This window comes from Arcobacter aquimarinus, from assembly GCF_013177635.1.
GTDB lineage: Bacteria > Campylobacterota > Campylobacteria > Campylobacterales > Arcobacteraceae > Aliarcobacter > Aliarcobacter aquimarinus.
The window spans coordinates 2,143,570-2,165,816 of record NZ_CP030944.1; the positions used below are offsets into that span (position 1 = coordinate 2,143,570).

Consider the following 22,247-nt stretch of genomic DNA (forward strand, 5'->3'; position numbering starts at 1 on the left):
TATGATGAAATATATTTTTGGTCTTTTTATAATCATAGGATTAGTTGTAGCTGGATGGTTATATAATTTATATGATGAAATTAAAGATGATGTTAACACAGTAATAAATTATTCACCAAAACAAAGTACACAATTCTTTGATAAAGATGGAAATTTAATAGCAAATACTTTTAAAGATGAAAATAGAGAATATGTAAAATATGATGATATTCCAGCAAGAGTAATAGAAAGTTTGGTAGCTATTGAAGATACTCAATTTTTCGAGCATTATGGTATTAATCCAGATGCAATTAGTAGAGCTATGATTAAAAATGTTAAAGCAGGTGATTATGTTGAAGGAGCTAGTACTTTAACTCAACAATTAATTAAAATGCTTGTCTTAAGTAGAGAAAAAAAGCTTATGAGAAAAGTTAAAGAAGCTTTATTAGCAATCAGACTAGAAACATTGCTTACAAAAGAAGAAATTTTGGAAAGATATTTAAATCATGTATATTTTGGACATGGTTATTATGGAATTAAAACTGCTGCAAAAGGATATTTCAATAAGGATTTATATGAGTTATCTTTGAAAGAAATGGCAATTTTAGTTGGTCTACCAAGAGCTCCTAGTTTTTATGACCCAACAAAAAATCTAAAAATTTCATTAGCACGAGCAAATCAAGTAATTACAAGATTAAATACTTTAGGTTGGATAAATAAAGAGCAATATGAAAGTTCGATGAAAGAAATACCTACTATTTATAATCAAACTTTAACAAAAAATATTGCTCCTTATGCTGTTGATTATGCTATTAGTCAATTAATAAATGATATCCCTGATATTTTATATGGTGGATATAAAATTTATCTTACCATAGACCTTGATGCTCAGCAAATTGCAAAAGATGCTCTAAAAAAGTCTTATGATGAAGCTGTAAAAAGAGACATAAATTTCAGAAAAAATCCAGAAGATGATTCTTTTGTAAAAGAATTAAATGGTGCTTTAGTTTCAATTGAAAATAGTACAGGTAAGATTTTAGCTCTTGTTGGAGGTATAGATTACAATCAATCTGTATTTAATCGAGCTTTTCAATCTAAAAGACAAGCAGGAAGTGCAATTAAACCTTTTTTATATCAAGTAGCATTAAATGAAGGATATAATCCTGCATCACAACTTTTTGATATATCAAGAACCTATAACTACACAGTAGGTGGTGTTCAAAAAAAATGGCAACCTAAAAACTACGGTGGGAATTTTCAAGGGATAGTTACACTTAGAGATTCATTAACTTTTTCTAGGAATTTATCTACTTTAAACTTAGTAACTGATGTTGGAGTTGGACTTACAACAGAAGCTTTAAAAAATTATGGATTTAAAGATATAGTAGATAACTTATCTATAACACTAGGTTCTATGAGTGTTACATTAATAGAATTTAGTGAAGCTTACTCTATTTTTTCGAATAATGGAACTCAAGTTAAACCTTATATTATTGATCAAATCATTAATAAAAATGGTGATAATGTAATATTTGAACCTCAATTTAAAGAGATAAATAAACCTGAACAATCTTATTTAATGACATCAATTTTAGTTGATGTTGTGAATAAAGGAACAGGAAAAGGTGCACAAGTTCCAGGAATAGAACTTGCAGGAAAAACAGGTACAACAAACAATAATGTTGATGCTTGGTTTTGTGGATATTCACCATCTATTCAAACTATTGTTTGGTTCGGAAATGACAATAATACTCCAATGAGAAGAACAGAAACAGGTGGTAAAATAGCAGCTCCAGTTTTTTCATATTTTTATAAAAAATATATGGAGATACATCCTGAAATACCAAGAAATTTTATAAAACCAGAAAATGTTTATACTTTTAATGTAAATAATAAAGAAGAATTATATACAGATGTTTCTGTTATTCCTGAAATAGATTCTCAAATCATTTATGAACCATCAAATACAAATGAAGAAGTTTTAGAATTTTAAAATATCTTTTTCTATAACAAAAAAGGGGAAGTTTTTAACTTCCCCTTTTTTTATACTTATTAATAAAATATTATTAACAAGAATAAGTTGTTTTTAATTCAAATGGTGTAGGTCTTGCTTCATAAGGCCATACTTGAGTTTCGAATTTATAATGTTGATAAGTATCAATCATCTCTTTAGTAAATACTGGTTGTAAAAAGTCATTATCTCTTACTAATGCTTCTAATGCACCTCTTAAAGTATGAGGCATTTGCGGAATTCCTCTTTCTCTGATTTCATCTAATGGTAATTCAAATAAATCATCATCCATTGGACCAACTGGCTCATATTTATTTTTAATTCCATCTAATCCTGCTAATAACATTGCAGCGAATGCTAAATACGGACAAGATGTTGAATCAGGGAATCTCATTTCAATTCTTGTTGCTTTTTCACCAGCTCCATAAGGAATTCTACAAGATGCAGATCTATTTTGTGATGAATAAGTTAAAATTGAAGGTGCTTCAAATCCTGGAATTAATCTTTTATAAGAGTTAGTTGAAGGATTAGTAAATGCTGCAACTGCACGTGCATGTTTAAATACACCTCCAACATAATGTCTTGCCATTTCACTTAAATTACCATATTCACCTTGTTTGTAGAATAAGTTTTTACCATCTTTCCAGATTGATTGGTGAACGTGCATTCCATTTCCATTATCTCCATAAAGTGGTTTAGGCATAAATGTAGCTGATTTACCATTTAAATGCGCAACCATTTTAATTACATATTTCAATTTTTGTACGTTATCAGCAGCTTCAATTAAATCTCCAAATACTATACCTATTTCATGTTGTCCCTGAGCAACTTCATGATGTCCTAAAACTACTTCAAGACCAACTTGCTCTAATACTTGCATCATTTCAGCTCTTAAATCAACACCTGTATCAATTGGAGCTACTGGGAAATAACCACCTTTTGTTCTAGCTCTGTGCCCCATATTTCCGCCTTCCATATCAGCAGCATCATTCCACTCACCATCTTCTGAATCAACTCTATAATATGATTCATTTGCTTTGTCAATTATTTTTACATCTTCAAATACAAAAAATTCATTTTCAGGACCAAAATAAGCAACATCACCAACACCTGATTCACTTAAATGAACTAATGCTTTTTTTGCAATTGATCTTGGACATTTCTCATACATTTGACCTTTATAAATATCATAAACATCACAAAATACGATAACTGTAGAATCTGCTGTAAATGGATCTAAAAATGCTGTTTCAACATCTGGTTTTAAAATCATATCTGATTTGTGAATTGGTTGCCATGCATCGATTGAAGAACCATCAAAAGGCATACCGTTATCTAATTGAGAAGTACTTACAGCACTCATCATATATGTAACATGGTGCCAAGTACCTTTCATATCTGTAAATCTAAAATCTACAAATTTAACCTCATTTTCTTTACAAAATTCAAAAAACTCATTAGTATTATTCACGAACTTACCCATAGGTGTATCTCCTTAAATTATTTAAATTATTGTATCAAAAAATAAAAAAAATTAAATAAAACAGCTGTATATATTTTATACAATTATAAGTAATAAAATCATGTTGTCTAAAAAGAGACAATTACTTTATCCCTACTCTCAAATGTAACACAATTCGTATAGCCAATCTCTTTTGCTAAAGATGTTGCTTCTTCATATTTAAAACCAACTTGATCAACACTATGTGCATCTGAACCAAAAGTTATTTTAATACCTAATTCATAAGCTTGCTCAAGTAAAAGTTTTGATGGATAAGTTTCATTGATAGGTTTTCTAAGACCTGCTGGATTTATTTCTAAAACCATATTAGATTTTTTAATTTCCAATAATGCATCTTTTGCAATTAATCTTACATCTTTTTTAGGTAAAAATTTAAATACTTTTATTAAATCTAAATGTCCTACTATATCAAATAAACCTGTTTTAGCCATAGATTTAATTGCATCAAAATACTCAATCCAAATTGTATCTATATCTTTTGATTGATATATACCTATAAATTCAGGATTATCAAAACCCCACATATCACTCTTATTTTTTAAAAAATGAACAGAACCTATCAAATAATCTACTTTAGCATTTAATATCTCATCTAATAAATAACCATCTAAATAATCTACTTCATAAGCCAATAAAATTTTTATCTTATCTTTATATTTTTCTCGTGCTTCGAAAACCCAATTTTCATAAACTTGTCTTTGTGAAATATCCATTCTATATTTTGGATCGTAATTCATAGGGGCATGATCTGAAAATCCATATTGATCAATTCCTAATTCAATAGCTTTTTGTATATATTCATCAACACTTCCTGTTGCATGATTACATAGTATTGTATGATTATGTAAATCTATTCTCATCTTTTCTTACTCTATTCCTTCCTTCATTTTTTGCAAAATATAAATATTTATCTGCATTATTTATCATACTATCAATATTTTTTCCAAACCTAAAACTATAACCAATAGAAATTGTATATTTAATCTCTTTATTATTATAGTTTATAATATTATTCTCAAATTTTTTTCTTATATTTTCTAAAAGTCCATCTATATCTTTTTCGGTTCTATTATAAAAACATATACAAAATTCTTCCCCACCTAATCTACTAATTAATGCATTCGACATAATTTCTTTATTTAGTATTTTAGAAACTTCTTTTAATGCCATATCTCCAACATCATGACCATAAGTGTCATTTATATTTTTAAAATTATCTATATCAATAATTGCAATTGCAAAAATTTTGTCATTTATTTTACAATCTTCATATATTTTGTTTCCAACATCAAATAGATATCTTCTATTAAATAATCCTGTTAAATAATCTTTGTTAGCTTTATTTTTTATCTCATCAAAAAGTTCTAAGACTTCAATATTTGAATTTATTCTTGCAAAGAATTCTTCATTAGAAAATCCTTTATATAAAAAATCATTAGCACCATATTTCAAAAACTTTGCAGGAATCTTTTTATTTGTATCATTTGATGTGACAATAATTGAAAGTTCATCTTTTGAATAATCCCTTCTAATTTTTTTTGTTAATTCTAAACCATCCATTTTTGGCATTAAGTAATCTGTTAAAACTATTTTGACATCACTATTCTCTTTTAAAACAGAATAAGCCTCTTCTCCATCATATGCACATAATCCTATAATTTTATATCTTTTCAATAAATCTATAGTTTTATTAACAAAAGATTTCGAATCATCTACAACTAAAATTTTTATATTTTTATTATGAATTATTCTTTTTACAATTGATGAAGCATAAGTTAAAGCTGAAATCCCATCTTTTATTATATAATCAACAATATTTTTATCTCTAAATTTCTCTTCTATATCTACATTATCACTACCTGTTAAAATTACAATTGGAATTTTAAACTTTGAAAGAAAATCAATAATCTCTCCATTTGGAGCATCAGGTAATCCTAAATCAGCTAATACAACATCTATTTTACCTTTTTCTTGTAATAATAAATTTGCACTATCTTTCAGACTTTTGGCAATAAATACATCAATTTCTAAATCATTTTCAATAAAACTTTTTAATGTATTACAAACAGAAATACTATCATCAATTATTAAAACTTTATGTTTCATAATAATATGCCAGAACCTTTAATAGCTGTACTTCTATCTTTTGCATAAACACGTTGACCATTTATAATATCATATTTCCAAATTGGAGCTTGTGCTTTAAAATCTTCAACAAATTCATCTATTAATTCTAAAGCTACTCTTCTTTTTGGACTACAAACAGCAGCGATATAGGAACTTTCATGGTTCAAAACATCACCAATGCTATGAGCCATTAATACAATAGCATTTTTTTCATTTGCTTTTTTTTGCCACTCATCAAACCAAGAGTTTAAAATTGGTTCATAAATATCAAAAGATAAACCTTCTATTTCATTTTCATCTCTTACAACACCAACAAAAGTTATAATTGCTCCAAAATTAGAATTTTTGTATTTGTTATACCAAAAGTTAGTAATCTTTTCAACTTCTAAACTACCTTTATGTATTTGTAAAAAATCTGCTCTATTTTGCATTTTCATCCTCCACAAACAGGAGGTAATAAAGATATTCTATCTCCGTTTTTTAATTCAATATCTTTTGAATTTATTAATGTATCATTTATTGCAACTGCACAAGTCTCAAGCCAATTAGACACATCTTTATCATTTTTTAATACTTCACTTAATTGTGTTAAATTAGTTATATCCAAATTCATATCTTCTTTGTTTATTGGTCCTAAAAATTCTACTTTTACCATTTTAACCCCTTACTTATTATATTTATATTATTATTCTGACCAAATTCTAACATAATAAGGACAAATATTTTATGATATTTGCTAAAATTGATTTTATTAATTTATTACCATTTCATATTTATATAAAGAAAAATATACAATCTTCTCAATTAAAATCAATAATTGAATATAAAAAATCATATCCATCTTATATAAATAATAAATTTAAAAAAAGAAAAGTTGATAGTGCTTTTATCTCTTCTATAGCTTCAAGAAATGAAAAAAATTTGGATTTTGGAATTGTAGCAAAAAATGAAGTATTATCTGTGTTATTGATACCAGGAAAACAACAGACAGATTTTCAATCACAAACTTCAAATGCTCTTGCAAAAGTTTTAGATTTAAAAGGAAGAGTAATTATTGGAGATAAAGCACTCAAATTTTATCATGAAAATCCAAATATTTTAAAAATTGATTTAGCAAAACAATGGCAAGATAAATACAATTTACCTTTTGTATTTGCAGTTTTATGTTTTAATAAAAATAAAAATAAATTAAAATCAATAACAAAAAATTTTAATAAAAAACATATAAAAATACCTCAATATATACTAGAACAATATTCAAAAAGAAGTGGTGTATCTAAAAGAAATATTTTAAATTATTTAACTAAAATTGATTACAATTTAGGGATAAAAGAAAAAAGAGCTTTAAAACTATTTTTAAAATTAACAAAAGAAAAAGGATTAAGATGACTATATTTGATGCAATAATTTTAGGTGTTATCGAAGGAATAACAGAATTTTTACCAATATCATCAACTGGACATTTAATTGTTGCTAGTGAATTTTTAGGATTAGAACAAACTAATATTAATAAAGCTTTTGAAGTTATAATTCAATTTGCAGCAATTTTAGCAGTTGTTTTAAACTATCCATCAAAATTTACATTTTCACATATTAATTTATGGACAAAAGTACTAATTGCTTTTTTACCAATTGCAATTATAGGTTTTATTTTTTCATCACAAATCAAAGCTATGTTTAATATAGAAATTGTAGCATGGATGTTTATTATTGGTGGAATTGTATTTTTAATAGTAGAAAAATTTTATAATGAAAAAGAGACTCATACTACTGATGTTGAAGATGTAACTTTCAAACAAGCAATGTGGATTGGAATAGCTCAAATATTTGCATTAATTCCAGGAACAAGTAGAGCAGGAGCAAGTATAATTGGTGCTATGTTAGTAAAATTAAATAGAAAAGCTAGTGCTGAATTTTCTTTTTTATTAGCATTTCCTGTTATGTGTGCAACAACTGGTTATGATTTGTTAAAACATCACAATGAATTATTTGTTGCTGGAAATATGATTAATCTTTTAGTAGGTTTTGTTGTATCTTTTATTGTAGCTTTTATTGCTATAAAGCTATTCTTAAAATTCCTTGAAAACTTTACATTTGTAGCTTTTGGAATTTATAGAATACTTTTTGGAATATTACTTTTAACTCTTTTTTAAAATAATATCAACTATTTGAGATGTGGCATTTGGATTAATAGAACTTATTAATTCAATGCTAATTTTATGAATATCTGAATTTAAAGCTTCAAAAAAATAATCCTCGCTTAATTCATCTTCTCTTTGTAGAAAACATAAATTTTTATCTTTTAATACTTTTGCATTATAATATTGATGATCAGAAGCTGCATATTTATATGGAACAAACAATGTTGGTAAATGATTTGCACATAATTCCCAAAGAGTAGATGCTCCTGCTCTACTCACTGCAAAATCAGCTTTTGACATTTTTAATGGAATTTCTTTAGAAAAATCAAAAACATCAGCATTTATATTTAATCTTTTATATTCGTTTTTCACTCTTTCAAAATCATTTTTTCCTGTTTGATGAATAATTTTTATTCCCATTTCATTTAATTTAGAAGCAACTTTTAAAGCAAAATCATTTATACAAACTGCACCTTGAGATCCCCCAAAAAAAGCAATAGTTTTAACTTTTTCTCTAACTCTTGAAGAATTAAAGAATTCATTTGAAACAGGATAATCTTTAACCAATGAATTATCATCAAATGAAGAAAAAACTTCTGTAGCAAATTTTGATGTTAGTTCATTTAATTTACCCATTTTTGAATTTTGCTCATGAATGTAAAGATTACAATCTCTTTTTAATATAGAAGCAAATGTTGCAGGTGCAGCTGAAAAGCCTCCAACAGAAATTACAACTTTGATTTTATATTTAAAATATAAATTTAAACAATATATAGTTTTAGAAAAAATATTAAATAAAGAAGCTATTTTCCCAAATCCCTTTTTATTTACAACTCCTTTTGTATCTAAAAAATATTTTTCTTTAATTCTTATATCATTTTCAAACCAAAATTTATCTTGACCATTTGAGGAACCAATAAAAATAATATTTATTCCTCTTTTAAATAATTCATCAATAAAAGCATCTGCAACTTTTAGATGCCCACCTGTTCCACCACCTGTTACAACAACCGTTTCTATCATATATTCTTAACCTTTTTTTTCACATCTTCTTCTTTTACTACTCTACTAATTGATAATACTAATCCTACAGAAACAGCCATTGCTAACATAGATGAACCACCATAAGAAAGAAAAGGAACGGCAATACCTTTTATTGGTATCATTCCTGAAATTCCATAAGAATTTATCAAAAATGCAATAATAATCATCAAAGCAATACCTAATGTAAATAAATGATATATTGGATTTTCAACCCTTCTACTAATTTTAAAAATTCTCCAAACAATACTAAAAATTAATGTACAAATTATAAATAGTCCAACTAATCCTATCTCTTCTGTAATACCTGCTAAAACAAAGTCCGTATGAACTTCTGATAAAAATCCTACTTTAATATCTCCTAATGCTATTCCTTGTCCAAAAAAACCACCATTATGTATAGCATTTAATGAGTGTGAAACCTGATAAGGTTCAGGTAATTCATCAATTCTTAAATACGGCTCTGCCCAAGAAGGAAGAACAGATAATATACCATCTTGAACCATCGCCCACCATGAGTGGATTCTTTGAATTCTATGTGGTGCGGCAACAATTAATCCAACTAAACCAACTAATGCAATTATCCCTAAAGCTAAAAAGATTTTAAACGACCTATTAGCAAAAATTAACAATACAACTAAAATAACACCTAATAATACTACTTGACCTAAATCTTTTTGTAAAAAAGCGATTATAAATACAACAACAAAAAATGTTAAAAAATATGGTGCTAGTAATAACACTTCATCAACTAATCCAAGTTTCTTAGGTTGATATATAACTTTTCTATGAAAAGACCAAGATAAAAAATAAATAAATCCTATTTTAAAAAATTCTACAGGAGATAAAGAAAATCCAGGAAGTCTAATCCATCTATTCGCTCCACCAGAAGCTGTTACTAATGAAGCAGGTAGAAAAGGCATTGCAATCATTAATAAAAAGAATATTATAAAAAAGGTCATTCCTATTTTTTCAACAGTTTTATCGGGATCTCTTTGTGATAAAAACCACATTAATAATATAGATACAATACCCACTAAACTTTGTCTTATAAAAAAATGAAATTGATTATAACCAAAATACTCTACTGTATAAATTGTCAATGAATATGAAAATATTATACTTATAATAATTAATAATGACACCAATATAAACAGAGTATAATCCGCTTCATTTTTATTTAAATTATTGTTGATTGATTTAATATTAGTTTTGTTAAAATACATTTCTCATTATATAATAATATGGATAAATATGTCTTCAAACAAAATCGAAAAAGTAGATAAAACAAAAAAAATAGTAATTTTGTTTCTATTAATTTTTTTAGCCTTAACAATACTAATTTTATCAGTTTTCAGAACTATTAGTGAAAAAAGGCACTTACCTTCTTTAAGAAGTGAAAAAAATGAACTTGCTGTTAGAGGTGATATAATAAGTGCAGATGATTTTAAAATTGCTTCTTCAAAAAAATTATACACAGCATCCATTGATACAAGATATTTAGATCCAAATAAAAAAGAACTTTTTTTAAACCTTTTTTCGATCTATAGTAATATTGATTATAAAACATTAAAAGAAAAATTAGCTGAAGGAGAAAAAAGTCCAGGCTACTTAGTTTTATCATATCAAATTGATTCAAGAACAGCAAAAAATTTAAAAGAACTTGCATTTAAACTTATTCAATTAGATGTTTTTATTAGTAGACAAATTAATGGTTCTAAAATTTTAAGAGGTTTAACAATAACTGAAAGTGGCGAAAAAAGAATTTTTTCTTATAATGATACACTAACACCTGTAGTTGGATATATTTCAAAATTTGAATCAGAAGCAGGAAAAACAAAAGTAAATGGAATAAAAGGACTTGAAAGACATTATAATAAAGTTCTAAATCAATCAAAAGATGGAGTTTTACAAGGAGATAGAGATGTTTTATCATATATTTCTTTTGACAAAAGTTCTTTAATAACAAAAAGAGTAGATGGGGCTACATTAAACTTAAATGTTCCACTAAAACTTCAAAAGAACAATGAAACAACTCTTGATTTATATAAGGAAAAACTCGGTGCAGATGAAATAATTGTTGCAATTATGGATAGTAAAACAGGAAAAATTTTAACAATGGCATCATCAAATAGATTTAATCCTGAAAAAATAAAAAAAGAAGATATTCCTTATCTAAATGTTAATGCAGTTGAATATCAGTTTGAACCAGGTTCTGTTATTAAACCCTTATCTATAGCACTTGCAATGGATAAAGGTTTAGTCAAAAAAAATGAAAATTTTCCAGCATATAATAATTTTGGCTCTATGTCTCAAAAAGGCTATCCTAAAGGTGCTTATAAAATAGGTAGATTTACCATAAAAGATGATCATCAATTTAAAACACATTATTTAACATTAGATGATATAGTTATTTTTTCATCAAATATTGGTACTTTACAAATTGCACAAAGATTAACTGGTCCTGAATTTTTTGAAGGAATGAAAAGATTTGGCTTTACTAGAAAAACAGGCATAGATTTACCATATGAAAAAAAAGGTGTAATGCCAAAAGTTTGGCAATTCTCTGCAGGAGATAAAGATAAAAAAGACAATGTTTTTAAAGCAACTGTTTCTTTTGGACAGGGTATGACATCTACTTTTATTCAAGTTTTAAAAGCTTATTCTGTTTTTAATAATGATGGATATATGGTTACACCAAGAATAGTTGATTATTTAACTTATGATAACAATAAATATAAACCCTATGATGACAAACCCGAATTTGTAATCTCTAAAGCAACAGCAGATGAAATGAAAAGAATGCTTGTAAAAACAGTTACAGATGGAACGGGAAAAGCTGCACGTATGAATGGGCTAGAAATAGGTGGAAAAACTGGAACAGCTCAAATAGCTAGAGGAGGTAAATATCTTAAAAAATATATATCTTCATTTTTTGGTTTTGTAAATGATGAAGAAGGAAATTCTTATACTATTGGAGTAACTGTTATTAACCCTATTTCTACTGGTAAAAATTGGTATTACTACTATGCTTCATGGTCAGCAGTTCCTGTATTTAAAGAAATAGTTCAAAATCTAATAAAATTAAACTATTTAACACCTAAAGAAGATATAATTTCAAACAAATAATAATTATTTATAAAGGTGAAAATATGTTCGGATTAAAAAAAGAAATTAAAGAATATAACTTATCAAAAGAAGAATTATCAAAATTCAACTATGCAAAAATAACTACAGAAAAAGGGGTAGTTTTTATTAAACTATTTAATGAAGAGACACCAACTACAGTTGCAAATTTTGCTACATTGGTAAATGATGGTTTTTATAATGGACTAATCTTTCATAGAGTTATCCCTGGTTTTATGGCACAAGGAGGTTGTCCTGAAGGTTCAGGAATTGGGAATCCTGGTTGGGCAATTAAATGTGAAGTAAATGCTGAAAAACAAATACACAATAGAGGTTCTTTATCAATGGCTCATGCAGGAAGAAACACAGGTGGTAGTCAATTTTTTATATGTTTTGTTCCTTGTCCTCACTTAAATAATCATCACACTGTATTTGGTGCTATAGAAGAAAATGATGCAGATAGCTTTGCAGCACTTGATGCAATTAAACAAAATGATAAAATTGTTTCTATTGAGATTCTTGAAAAAAGAGATTAATTACTTTTAATTAAAAAATATAAAAGGAAGAGATATTTCTGTCTCTTCCTTTTTAAAAATCATTTTAAATCCATTCTAATAAAAATCTAAATAAAGTAAGCCTATAAGTAAAAAATCTCCTTATAAGCCAAATATTGCTTAATGATAAAGAAAGTTAAATAATTGTTAATAAACAGAGATATAAAAATACGAAGAGCCAAAAAAAGGGTAGGTAAAAAAAAAGCTTCTTCCAAAGAGAACTAGTAGTAGTTCAAATAGAAAGAAGCTTTGTGTGTGTAAAAACTCAAAGCTGGCAGCGACCTACGTTTCCACCAGGGGACCCGGCAGTATTATCGGCGATGAAGTGCTTGACTTCCAGGTTCGGAATGGGACTGGGTATTTCCACTTCTCTGTAGCCACCAGCAAGTTGAGTATTAAATAAATTAAGAATAAAAAAGAACTAAAATTCTGTTCACTCATAAAAATCATCACTTAGATAATTTCTCTAAATTTACTTAATACTCAACTCGTTAAGGAGTTAAGAAAAAATAATGCTAAAGTCTTTGCTTCTTAAAAAAATTGACATTTTTTCAAGGTAACATTAAACACAATATATATTAAATATAAAAACATATATTTAATAAGATAGTAAACCAAAGAATTGTTAAAATAAGCCAAACGTTCTATTAGTACTGGTCAGCTAAACGCCTTACAACGCTTACACATCCAGCCTATCAACCAGCTAGTCTTGCTGGGAACTTCAGGGAAAGTTAATCTTAGAGTTGGCTTCGAGCTTAGATGCTTTCAGCTCTTATCACATCCGTACGTAGCTACCCAACGATGCTCTTGGCAGAACAATTGGTACACCAGTGGTACGTTCATCCCGGTCCTCTCGTACTAGGGACAAATCTCTTCAACTTTCCTACGCCCACGGAAGATAGGGACCGAACTGTCTCACGACGTTCTGAACCCAGCTCGCGTACCGCTTTAAATGGCGAACAGCCATACCCTTGGGACCGACTTCAGCCCCAGGATGCGATGAGCCGACATCGAGGTGCCAAACCTCCCCGTCGATGTGAGCTCTTGGGGGAGATCAGCCTGTTATCCCCGGCGTACCTTTTATCCTTTGAGCGATGGCCCTTCCACGCAGAACCACCGGATCACTATGACCGACTTTCGTCTCTGTTCGACTTGTATGTCTCACAGTCAAGCTAGTTTATGCCATTATACTCAACAAGCGATTTCCATCCGCTTTGAACTAACCTTTGTAAGCCTCCGTTACTTTTTAGGAGGCGACCGCCCCAGTCAAACTACCCACCAGACATTGTCCTGATACAAGATAATTGTACGCAGTTAGTAACTCAAATATTCAAGGGTGGTATCTCAAGGATGGCTCCGCTAGTACTTGCGTCCTAGCATCACAGCCTCCCACCTATCCTGCACATGAATATCCAAGCTACAGTGTCAAGCTGTAGTAAAGGTGCACGGGGTCTTTCCGTCTTTCCGCGGGTAGGAGGAATTTTCACCTCCACTACAATTTCACTGGATCCCTGGTTGAGACAGCTCCCATCTCGTTACGCCATTCATGCAGGTCGGTATTTAACCGACAAGGAATTTCGCTACCTTAGGACCGTTATAGTTACGGCCGCCGTTTACTCGGGCTTCAATCAAATGCTTCGCTTGCGCTGACATCATCAGTTAACCTTCGAGCACCGGGCAGGCGTCACACCTTATACATCCACTTACGTGTTAGCAAAGTGCTGTGTTTTTGGTAAACAGTCGGGAGGGACTCTTTGTTGCAACCTCTCTAGCTTTTTGGAGCAAGTCCATATACCAAAGTAGGCACACCTTATACCGAAGATACGGTGCTAGTTTGCAGAGTTCCTTAACCAGGGTTCTTCCACGCGCCTTAGAATACTCATCCCACCCACCTGTGTCGGTTTACGGTACGGGCAACATACAATATACTTAGTGGCTTTTCTTGGCACGACAGTATCATCGATTCTCCATCTCCTCCGAAGAGTGTCAAGAGCCTGTAAGATCTCGGCCTATTGCAACCCGGATTTGCCTAAGTTACAGCCTACGTCCTTCGACCCACTATTCCATCAGTGAGCTCGATTAACTCTATGCGTCCCCACATCGCGCTTATATGTTGGTATTGAAATATTAATCAATTTGCCATCGTCTACCCCTTTCGGACTCGACTTAGGTCCCGACTAACCCTACGATGACGAGCATCGCGTAGGAAACCTTGGGTTTTCGGCGTTGAGGATTCTCACCTCAATTATCGCTACTCATGCCTGCATGCTCACTTCTATCCGCTCCAACGCTCCTTACCGGTACATCTTCTACGCTGAATAGAACGCTCTCCTACCACTCAATTAAAAATTGAATCTAAAGCTTCGGTGTACATCTTAGCCCCGTTATATTTTCCGCGCAGAATCACTAGACCAGTGAGCTGTTACGCTTTCTTTAAAGGATGGCTGCTTCTAAGCCAACCTCCTGGTTGTCACAGTAACTCCACATCGTTTTCCACTTAGATGTAACTTAGGGACCTTAGCTGTTAGTCTGGGTTGTTCCCCTCTCGACGATTGATTTTATCACCCACCGCCTGACTCCTGTGATTCCACATATAGTATTCATAGTTTGATAGGGTTTGGTACCGCGGTAAGCAGCCCTAGCCCATTCAGTGCTCTACCCCTATATGCTACAACACAAGGCTATACCTAAATATATTTCGGAGAGAACCAGCTATCACGAAGTTTGATTGGCCTTTCACCCCTATCCACAAGTCATCCCAAGACTTTTCAACGCCTGCGGGTTCGGTCCTCCACTGGCTCTTACACCAGCTTCAACCTGCTCATGGATAGATCACTTCGTTTCGGGTCTGCAGCATCTGACTAATTCGCCCTATTAAGACTCGCTTTCGCTACGGCTTCGTACTTGACTTAACCTTGCCAGACACCACAACTCGCAGGCTCATTATGCAAAAGGCAGTCCATCACCCTGATAAATCATAGGGCTCTGAATGATTGTAAGCTAATGGTTTCAGGTTCTATTTCACTCTCCTCGCTGGAGTACTTTTCACCTTTCCCTCACGGTACTTGTTCACTATCGATCTGTAAGTAGTATTTAGGATTGGAGGGTGGTCCCCCCAGTTTCAGTCAAAATATCACGTGTTCCGACCTACTCAGGATACCATTAGAGCTATTGAGAATTTAAACTACAGGAGTTTCACCTTCTATGCTACACTTTTCCAAGTATTTCATCTATCCTCTTTAGTCTCATGTTATGGTCCTACAACCCCCAATGCAAGCATTGGGTTTGTCCTAATCCGCTTTCGCTCGCCGCTACTAACGGAATCTCGTTTGATTTCTCTTCCTCTGGCTACTGAGATGTTTCACTTCACCAGGTTAGCTCCCATATTGGGTAATATAGCTCTCACTATATTGGGTTGCCCCATTCAGAAATCCCCGGATCAAAGCTCTTTGGCAGCTCCCCGAGGCTTATCGCAGCCTAATACGTCTTTCATCGCCTCTTACAGTCTAGGCATCCACCATTAGCCCTTAATAGCTTATTAATAAATAGAGTTAAACTCTATCGCATTTTTGATAATATTCTTTGGCTACTATCTTATTAAACATATTACTTAAAATATATCTAATAAAACATGTTGTGTTCTATCTATAGTTTTATTTCTAAAATTTAGATATGAAATTTTTTTTGTTTTAAATTATTTAACATTGCTGTTATATAATTCTTACGAAAAAATTAAAGACTTTAACATTATATTTTTAAATATCATTTTCAAATCTCTTTGAAAAACTTTGATTCGAAAATCAAATATAAATTCAATCTCTTTGAACTTATATTTAACTTTCTATCATCTTTTTTTATCTTAATTGAACTATTTCTATTTAAAACTCTCATTTTAAATAATAGGTGGTGGAGAATAGCGGGATCGAACCGCTGACCTCCTGCGTGCAAAGCAGGCGCTCTCCCAGCTGAGCTAATTCCCCAACCTAAATTAATCTTTACTAGATTATTTAATGGTGGGCCTATCAGGACTTGAACCTGAGACCTCACGATTATCAGTCGAGCGCTCTAGCCAGCTGAGCTATAGGCCCCTTTTACTACCTATTTAAATAATCTTTATAAACCGAATATAAAATCATATATTTTTTTAAGTTTTTAAGTTAAGAAACAAATCTTAACTTAATTCTCTGAAAGGAGGTGATCCAACCGCAGGTTCTCCTACGGTTACCTTGTTACGACTTCACCCCAGTCGCTGAATCCACTGTGGAAGGTAGCTATTTTAGCATCCCCGCTTCGAATGAGTTCAACTCCCATGGTGTGACGGGCGGTGAGTACAAGACCCGGGAACGTATTCACCGTAGCATAGCTGATCTACGATTACTAGCGATTCCAACTTCATGTAGTCGAGTTGCAGACTACAATCCGAACTGGGAGATATTTTTGAGATTTGCTCCACCTCGCGGTATTGCTGCTCTTTGTATACCCCATTGTAGCACGTGTGTAGCCCTGGACGTAAGGGCCATGATGACTTGACGTCGTCCTCACCTTCCTCCTACTTGCGTAGGCAGTCTCATTAGAGTTCTCAGCCGAACTGTTAGCAACTAATGACGAGGGTTGCGCTCGTTGCGGGACTTAACCCAACATCTCACGACACGAGCTGACGACAGCCGTGCAGCACCTGTATATAAGTTTCTGCAAGCAGACACCAATCTATCTCTAGAAAGTTCTTACTATGTCAAGTCCAGGTAAGGTTCTTCGTGTATCGTCGAATTAAACCACATGCTCCACCGCTTGTGCGGGTCCCCGTCTATTCCTTTGAGTTTTAATCTTGCGACCGTACTCCCCAGGCGGTACACTTAATGTGTTAACTGCATTACTGCAAGGTCGAGCCTCACAACAACTAGTGTACATCGTTTAGGGCGTGGACTACCAGGGTATCTAATCCTGTTTGCTCCCCACGCTTTCGCGTCTCAGCGTCAATAATGTTCCAGTAGATCGCCTTCGCAATCGGTATTCCTTCTGATCTCTACGGATTTTACCCCTACACCAGAAATTCCATCTACCTCTCCCACATTCTAGGTATACAGTTTCAAAAGCAGTTCTATAGTTAAGCTATAGGATTTCACTTCTGACTTATATACCCGCCTACACGCTCTTTACGCCCAGTGATTCCGAGTAACGCTTGCACCCTCCGTATTACCGCGGCTGCTGGCACGGAGTTAGCCGGTGCTTATTCATATAGTACCGTCATTATCTTCCTATATAAAAGGAGTTTACGCACCGAAATGTGTCATCCTCCACGCGGCGTTGCTGCATCAGACTTTCGTCCATTGTGCAATATTCCCCACTGCTGCCTCCCGTAGGAGTCTGGACCGTGTCTCAGTTCCAGTGTGACTGATCATCCTCTCAAACCAGTTAGGCGTCATAGTCTTGGTGAGCCATTACCTCACCAACAAACTGATACCATACAGACCCATCCTCTAGCACTAAAGCGTTTCCCTTGCATACTTATGTATTAAAGGCATATAGGGCATTAGCAGACGTTTCCATCTGTTATTCCTTTCTAGAGGGCAGGTTATCTATACATTACTCACCCGTGCGCCACTTAGCTGACAATTATAGCAAGCTATAATCCGTTCTCGTTCGACTTGCATGTGTTAAGCACGCCGCCAGCGTTCACTCTGAGCCAGGATCAAACTCTCCATAAATTATAGATTATTTGAAACTGACATTTTTGTATTATTTTACTAATTACAAAATTATCACTCATTATCATAGACAAGTTTTCAATGTTTTACCATCTCATCTTGTTTTATATATTTTTTATATTAACATTATTTCTTATTTTATTTCTGTAAACAATGAAACAGATTTTTATAAGATTTATATATTCGGTTTATAAAGATTACTTCATAAACTTCAATTAAATTATTTTAAAGATCATCCTAATAAACTAAAACCTTTCTCATCTCTCTTTCGTTTGATGCGCTTCAGTCAATTTGGACGGGAATTATAATAGGATTTTTTATCCTTGTCAAGAGCTTACAGCTTAAATTTAGCTAAAATTTTCAAATTTACTGTACACTCTATTCTTTTACTATCTTATCTTTGTGTTTCTACCCTTACTACCTCTTAATATATCTTTAATTATTATTTATTACTTCTCTAAATCCACTTTTTGGATATATTTCTATCTCTTTCTTCTCTTCCTCTTTTGTTCTTAATATGATTTTACATCTTTCTTTTATCTCATATTGATTAAATTCATTTTCATGATTTGAAAGTTTAGAAAAGATTTTACCATTAGCTCCAAATGATAATTGACCTAAAGAAGTTGTTTCATTGCAGCTAATATTTACATCTACTATATCAAATGATTTCGTTAAAAGTGTATATTTACTATTATTTGTATTTTCTTGACAAAAATTAGAACTATATATATTTTTATTTGTTAAAGGATCTTTCAATGAATCATCTACACTAGGATGTCCTGTTAAATTTTTATCATTATAAATCGAAAAATAGATTCCACCTTCTGATTCCCTACATCTAAAAAATTTTATTGTCCATCTTTTTTTATGCCATAAATTATTCTCATCACTGTATTTATCATCTATTAGTGCTTTATATCTTACATATGAAAGATATAAAGATAATCTATTTGTTATTTCATCTAATTTATTTATTTTATTATTCGGTAAAAAAATCAAATACAATAAAGAGAGTAAAGCTATAACTATTATTATTTCTAATAATGAAATAGATTTTTTCATTTTAGTTTTTTTAAATATGTTGTAAAAAGCTCTTTATCATAATATTTAATAGAAATCTTTTCATCATAATTATAAAATTCTTTTGGAGATATAAAATAGTTATCACCTTCTTGTAATCCATAAAATTTCAACCTTAGAATCAACTCTTTATCAAAAGAATTTAATCCATTTATATTTTTTTTCTTTAATTCATTTGATAATTCTTCAATAAAATGATATTGATATACAAAATGTTTTGTTGGATTTGGTAATATCAAATACAAAGGTTTGTTTACTAAAGTAAATATTACATTTATTAAAAGCATTGAAACAGTTAAAATTGATAATATATTATATGTTTTTCTAAACTCTTTTAATCTAACTCTATATGAATGCAAAAAAGTTTTTATCATAAGAGGAACACCAATTACAACATAAGGAGCAAAATCTTCAATATAAACTCTTTGTCTAAATGATATAAAAATTGAAAGAAATAGAGCTGTCATAGAAATATACCAACTCAAGCTATGCTCTTTTTTTATTCCTGCTCTATAAGTGGTATAAATAAAATATAAAAAAAGTATAGGAGAAAATATAGTTGCATAAATTGCAACAGTGTCTATCAAAAATCCTCTAGGTTTGCCATCTGTTGAAAAACCATAAATAAACATTGATAAAAAAAACAATATTAAAGAAAAATATAAAAGCTTTTTATCATTTTCTTTTATAGAATAAAAAAACAAGGCTAAATATAATATAGCAAATGAATTATCAATCAAAAGAAATAAAAGTAACAAAAAGTAAGAATGTTTTTTATATTTTTCAAAATAATATAAATATAAAAGCGTACAAAAAATCACTATTATCGCACTATTAACCAATAAAGAAGCACTTAGAACTCCAGGAAGTAGCATAAAAACAACTATAGAGATCAATCTATCTTTTTCATATTTAAAATAATTATGTGTTATTTTGTACATTAAAATAACACTTGCTACATAAAAAAGTATAAAAGGGATTCTTAGTGCAATATCGTTTTGTCCAAATAAATATATTGAAATATTAGTAATAATAGATAAAACTGATGTATTTACAAAAACATTTAAAGCCTCTTTATAGGAAATACTAAGAGATGTTTCTGCTTTAAATATTAGGATACAAAATAACAGAGTTAATATAGTATAAAAGTAATAGCTATATTTATTTGTATTAATCATTACAATTTTAGAAAATTATCAATTATTTTATATCCGTACTCACTCATGATTGATTCAGGGTGAAATTGTACACCATAAATTTGTTTATCTTTAATTTCTAAAGACATAATTTCATTATCATCTTCACTAAATGAGGTTGCTATTATCTCTTCTGGTAGATTATCCTTTTCAACAATCAATGAATGATATCTAGTTTGAATAAAATTACTTGGTAAACCATCAAAAATTTTTGTATCTTTTATAACTTTTATTGAAGATGTCTTACCATGCATCATATTTTTTGCACGAACTACATTTCCACCAAAAACTTGCCCTATTGCTTGATGTCCTAAACAAATACCAAAAATTGGTTTTTTATCAGCAAAATATTTTATAACTTCTAAACAAATTCCTGCATCATCTGGAGTCGCTGGACCAGGTGAAATTATAATTTTCTCTGGATTTAACTCTATTATTTGTTCCAATGTTAATTCATCATTTCTGATGATTTTTAAATCTGCCCCTAATTCTAAACAATATTGAACAATATTGTATGTAAAACTATCATAATTATCAATCATTAATATCATATTTTAAATTTCCTAATTTTTATTTTTGCATTATAACAATAATAATATTTGTTTGTCTTAAAATATTTCATTTATTTTATGATAATCATTCTTAGTATTAAGAAAAAATAAAGTTTTATTTCAATAGTATTTCAATAATAATTATTAATATACTAAAGAGAGTAAAAATGGTAAAAAAATTAACACTAAGTGCTATTTTATTAGCAAGTTCATTATTCGCTGCTTCTGAAGTAAATGTTTATTCACATAGACATTATGATTCAGATAAAATCCTATTCAAAAAATTTGAAGAGAATACAGGAATAAAAGTAAATGTTGTTACTGCAAAAGCAGAAGAATTAGTTTCTAAGCTCGCAATTGAAGGAGAGAATACACCTGCTGATATATTAATTACAGCTGATATTGGAAATCTTTATGAAGCAAAAACTAGAAATTTGTTACAAAGTATTGAGTCAAAAACTTTACAAGAAAATATTCCTTCTCATTTAAGAGATGATCAAAATCAATGGTTTGCGTTAACAAAAAGAGCAAGAATCTTTGTATATAATCCTTCAAAAATTGATGAAAAAAATTTAGGTGATTATTTTAGCATTACAAAACCTGAATTTAAAGGTAAAATAATTACAAGAAGTTCAACAAACGCATATAATAAATCTTTATTAGCTTCAATCATTGCTAATCATGGTGAAGAAAAAGCTTTAGAATTTACAAAAGGTTTAGTTGATAATTTTGCTTATAATCCAAAAGGTGGAGACAGAGATCAAATTAGAGCTGTTGCTGCTGGTGATGCTGATTTAGCAATTGTAAACACATATTATTTAGGTGTAATGTTAAATGGTAAAGACAAAAAAGATTTAGAAATTGCAAAAAGTGTAAAAATATTCTTCCCTGCTCAAGAAACAACAGGAACACATATCAATATTTCAGGTGCTGGAGTTACTAATTTTGCAAAAAATAAGGAAAATGCTGTTAAACTTATCGAATTTTTAAGCTCTGAAGAGGCTCAAGCAACTTTTGCAGAAGGAAATCATGAATATCCTGTAAATGCTAAAGTAAAACCATCTTCAACTGTTTCATCTTGGGGAACGTTCAAAGAAGACAATATCTCTTTAAATGAAATAGGTAAAAACACAAAAAAAGCAGTTGAAATAGCAACTGAAGGGAACTGGAAATAAACAGATTAAAATACTACTTAGCACCTTTTATAGGGC

General features: G+C 30.5%; 16 protein-coding genes, 2 tRNA genes and 3 rRNA genes. 6 read left to right on the forward strand and 15 right to left on the reverse strand.

Features of this window, described 5'->3' with window-relative positions:
• Window position 1 precedes the first annotated feature (1 nt).
• Window positions 2-1,972, forward strand: a complete 1,971-nt coding sequence (locus AAQM_RS10840; RefSeq protein ID WP_129095366.1) for a transglycosylase domain-containing protein — start codon at window positions 2-4, stop codon at window positions 1,970-1,972.
• Between the two features lie 73 nt (window positions 1,973-2,045).
• Here AAQM_RS10840 and glnA read toward each other — a convergent pair whose 3' ends face one another.
• From glnA to AAQM_RS10865, 5 genes are all read right to left on the reverse strand, one after another.
• Window positions 2,046-3,473, reverse strand: coding sequence for a type I glutamate--ammonia ligase (gene glnA, locus AAQM_RS10845; protein WP_129095367.1), 1,428 nt, complete (start codon window positions 3,471-3,473; stop codon window positions 2,046-2,048).
• A 107-nt stretch (window positions 3,474-3,580) separates the two neighbouring features.
• Window positions 3,581-4,372: a histidinol-phosphatase HisJ gene (gene hisJ / locus AAQM_RS10850; RefSeq protein ID WP_129095368.1), complete on the reverse strand. Its 792-nt coding sequence runs from the start codon at window positions 4,370-4,372 to the stop codon at window positions 3,581-3,583.
• The gene (locus AAQM_RS10855) at window positions 4,353-5,618 is read right to left on the reverse strand and encodes a GGDEF domain-containing response regulator (RefSeq protein WP_129095369.1); all 1,266 of its coding nucleotides are present in this window, start codon (window positions 5,616-5,618) and stop codon (window positions 4,353-4,355) included. Before AAQM_RS10855 ends, hisJ begins: the two co-directional genes overlap by 20 nt.
• Window positions 5,615-6,070 (reverse strand): molybdopterin synthase catalytic subunit, encoded by a 456-nt coding sequence (locus AAQM_RS10860; RefSeq protein WP_129095370.1) that lies wholly within the window; start codon window positions 6,068-6,070, stop codon window positions 5,615-5,617. Before AAQM_RS10860 ends, AAQM_RS10855 begins: the two co-directional genes overlap by 4 nt.
• A 2-nt stretch (window positions 6,071-6,072) precedes the next feature.
• Window positions 6,073-6,294, reverse strand: a complete 222-nt coding sequence (locus AAQM_RS10865; protein ID WP_129095371.1) for a MoaD/ThiS family protein — start codon at window positions 6,292-6,294, stop codon at window positions 6,073-6,075.
• Between the two features lie 71 nt (window positions 6,295-6,365).
• Here AAQM_RS10865 and AAQM_RS10870 point away from each other — a divergent pair, with 71 nt between their 5' ends.
• The gene (locus tag AAQM_RS10870; protein ID WP_129095372.1) at window positions 6,366-7,028 is read left to right on the forward strand and encodes an MqnA/MqnD/SBP family protein; all 663 of its coding nucleotides are present in this window, start codon (window positions 6,366-6,368) and stop codon (window positions 7,026-7,028) included.
• Entirely contained in the window at window positions 7,025-7,792 is a 768-nt protein-coding gene (locus AAQM_RS10875; protein WP_129095373.1) for an undecaprenyl-diphosphate phosphatase, read from the forward strand. Before AAQM_RS10870 ends, AAQM_RS10875 begins: the two co-directional genes overlap by 4 nt.
• On the opposite strand, the gene murG is transcribed toward AAQM_RS10875, so the two are convergent.
• The gene (gene murG, locus AAQM_RS10880) at window positions 7,778-8,803 is read right to left on the reverse strand and encodes an undecaprenyldiphospho-muramoylpentapeptide beta-N-acetylglucosaminyltransferase (RefSeq protein WP_129095374.1); all 1,026 of its coding nucleotides are present in this window, start codon (window positions 8,801-8,803) and stop codon (window positions 7,778-7,780) included. The two genes, AAQM_RS10875 and murG, sit on opposite strands and share 15 nt — an antisense overlap.
• Window positions 8,800-10,047, reverse strand: coding sequence for an FtsW/RodA/SpoVE family cell cycle protein (locus AAQM_RS10885; RefSeq protein ID WP_129095375.1), 1,248 nt, complete (start codon window positions 10,045-10,047; stop codon window positions 8,800-8,802). Before AAQM_RS10885 ends, murG begins: the two co-directional genes overlap by 4 nt.
• Before the next feature lie 28 nt (window positions 10,048-10,075).
• Here AAQM_RS10885 and AAQM_RS10890 point away from each other — a divergent pair, with 28 nt between their 5' ends.
• A complete protein-coding gene (locus AAQM_RS10890; protein WP_129095376.1) occupies window positions 10,076-11,950 on the forward strand; it encodes a peptidoglycan D,D-transpeptidase FtsI family protein in 1,875 nt (624 codons plus the stop codon).
• Window positions 11,951-11,973: 23 nt separating this feature from the next.
• Window positions 11,974-12,483 (forward strand): peptidylprolyl isomerase, encoded by a 510-nt coding sequence (locus AAQM_RS10895; protein ID WP_129095377.1) that lies wholly within the window; start codon window positions 11,974-11,976, stop codon window positions 12,481-12,483.
• A gap of 287 nt (window positions 12,484-12,770) precedes the next feature.
• Here AAQM_RS10895 and rrf read toward each other — a convergent pair.
• From rrf to AAQM_RS10935, 8 genes are all read right to left on the reverse strand, one after another.
• Window positions 12,771-12,886 (reverse strand): 5S ribosomal RNA (rrf, locus tag AAQM_RS10900).
• Between the two features lie 241 nt (window positions 12,887-13,127).
• Window positions 13,128-16,042, reverse strand: a 23S ribosomal RNA gene (locus tag AAQM_RS10905).
• 363 nt (window positions 16,043-16,405) lie between these two features.
• Window positions 16,406-16,481: transfer RNA gene (locus AAQM_RS10910), tRNA-Ala, on the reverse strand.
• 31 nt (window positions 16,482-16,512) lie between these two features.
• Window positions 16,513-16,589: transfer RNA gene (locus tag AAQM_RS10915), tRNA-Ile, on the reverse strand.
• A 99-nt stretch (window positions 16,590-16,688) separates the two neighbouring features.
• Window positions 16,689-18,206: ribosomal RNA gene (locus AAQM_RS10920) — 16S ribosomal RNA — on the reverse strand.
• Together the 16S, 23S and 5S rRNA genes with 2 tRNA genes alongside form the textbook arrangement of a ribosomal RNA operon.
• A gap of 435 nt (window positions 18,207-18,641) precedes the next feature.
• A complete protein-coding gene (locus AAQM_RS10925; RefSeq protein ID WP_129094763.1) occupies window positions 18,642-19,271 on the reverse strand; it encodes a type II secretion system protein in 630 nt (209 codons plus the stop codon).
• Entirely contained in the window at window positions 19,268-20,467 is a 1,200-nt protein-coding gene (locus tag AAQM_RS10930; protein WP_129094762.1) for a glycosyltransferase family 39 protein, read from the reverse strand. The genes AAQM_RS10925 and AAQM_RS10930 overlap by 4 nt, the downstream gene beginning before the upstream one ends.
• A complete protein-coding gene (locus AAQM_RS10935) occupies window positions 20,467-21,036 on the reverse strand; it encodes an anthranilate synthase component II (protein ID WP_129094761.1) in 570 nt (189 codons plus the stop codon). Before AAQM_RS10935 ends, AAQM_RS10930 begins: the two co-directional genes overlap by 1 nt.
• Before the next feature lie 167 nt (window positions 21,037-21,203).
• Here AAQM_RS10935 and AAQM_RS10940 point away from each other — a divergent pair, with 167 nt between their 5' ends.
• Window positions 21,204-22,211 (forward strand): Fe(3+) ABC transporter substrate-binding protein, encoded by a 1,008-nt coding sequence (locus AAQM_RS10940; RefSeq protein WP_129094760.1) that lies wholly within the window; start codon window positions 21,204-21,206, stop codon window positions 22,209-22,211.
• Window positions 22,212-22,247: the final 36 nt, after the last annotated feature.

What these genes read in the sequence shown, in the direction of transcription:
- AAQM_RS10840 (WP_129095366.1), top strand. Translation starts at nt 2, where the DNA reads ATGATGAAATATATTTTTGGTCTTTTTATAATCATAGGATTAGTTGTA.
- glnA (WP_129095367.1), bottom strand. Translation starts at nt 3,473, where the DNA reads ATGGGTAAGTTCGTGAATAATACTAATGAGTTTTTTGAATTTTGTAAA.
- hisJ (WP_129095368.1), bottom strand. Translation starts at nt 4,372, where the DNA reads ATGAGAATAGATTTACATAATCATACAATACTATGTAATCATGCAACA.
- AAQM_RS10855 (WP_129095369.1), bottom strand. Translation starts at nt 5,618, where the DNA reads ATGAAACATAAAGTTTTAATAATTGATGATAGTATTTCTGTTTGTAAT.
- AAQM_RS10860 (WP_129095370.1), bottom strand. Translation starts at nt 6,070, where the DNA reads ATGCAAAATAGAGCAGATTTTTTACAAATACATAAAGGTAGTTTAGAA.
- AAQM_RS10865 (WP_129095371.1), bottom strand. Translation starts at nt 6,294, where the DNA reads ATGGTAAAAGTAGAATTTTTAGGACCAATAAACAAAGAAGATATGAAT.
- AAQM_RS10870 (WP_129095372.1), top strand. Translation starts at nt 6,366, where the DNA reads ATGATATTTGCTAAAATTGATTTTATTAATTTATTACCATTTCATATT.
- AAQM_RS10875 (WP_129095373.1), top strand. Translation starts at nt 7,025, where the DNA reads ATGACTATATTTGATGCAATAATTTTAGGTGTTATCGAAGGAATAACA.
- murG (WP_129095374.1), bottom strand. Translation starts at nt 8,803, where the DNA reads ATGATAGAAACGGTTGTTGTAACAGGTGGTGGAACAGGTGGGCATCTA.
- AAQM_RS10885 (WP_129095375.1), bottom strand. Translation starts at nt 10,047, where the DNA reads ATGTATTTTAACAAAACTAATATTAAATCAATCAACAATAATTTAAAT.
- AAQM_RS10890 (WP_129095376.1), top strand. Translation starts at nt 10,076, where the DNA reads ATGTCTTCAAACAAAATCGAAAAAGTAGATAAAACAAAAAAAATAGTA.
- AAQM_RS10895 (WP_129095377.1), top strand. Translation starts at nt 11,974, where the DNA reads ATGTTCGGATTAAAAAAAGAAATTAAAGAATATAACTTATCAAAAGAA.
- AAQM_RS10925 (WP_129094763.1), bottom strand. Translation starts at nt 19,271, where the DNA reads ATGAAAAAATCTATTTCATTATTAGAAATAATAATAGTTATAGCTTTA.
- AAQM_RS10930 (WP_129094762.1), bottom strand. Translation starts at nt 20,467, where the DNA reads ATGATTAATACAAATAAATATAGCTATTACTTTTATACTATATTAACT.
- AAQM_RS10935 (WP_129094761.1), bottom strand. Translation starts at nt 21,036, where the DNA reads ATGATATTAATGATTGATAATTATGATAGTTTTACATACAATATTGTT.
- AAQM_RS10940 (WP_129094760.1), top strand. Translation starts at nt 21,204, where the DNA reads ATGGTAAAAAAATTAACACTAAGTGCTATTTTATTAGCAAGTTCATTA.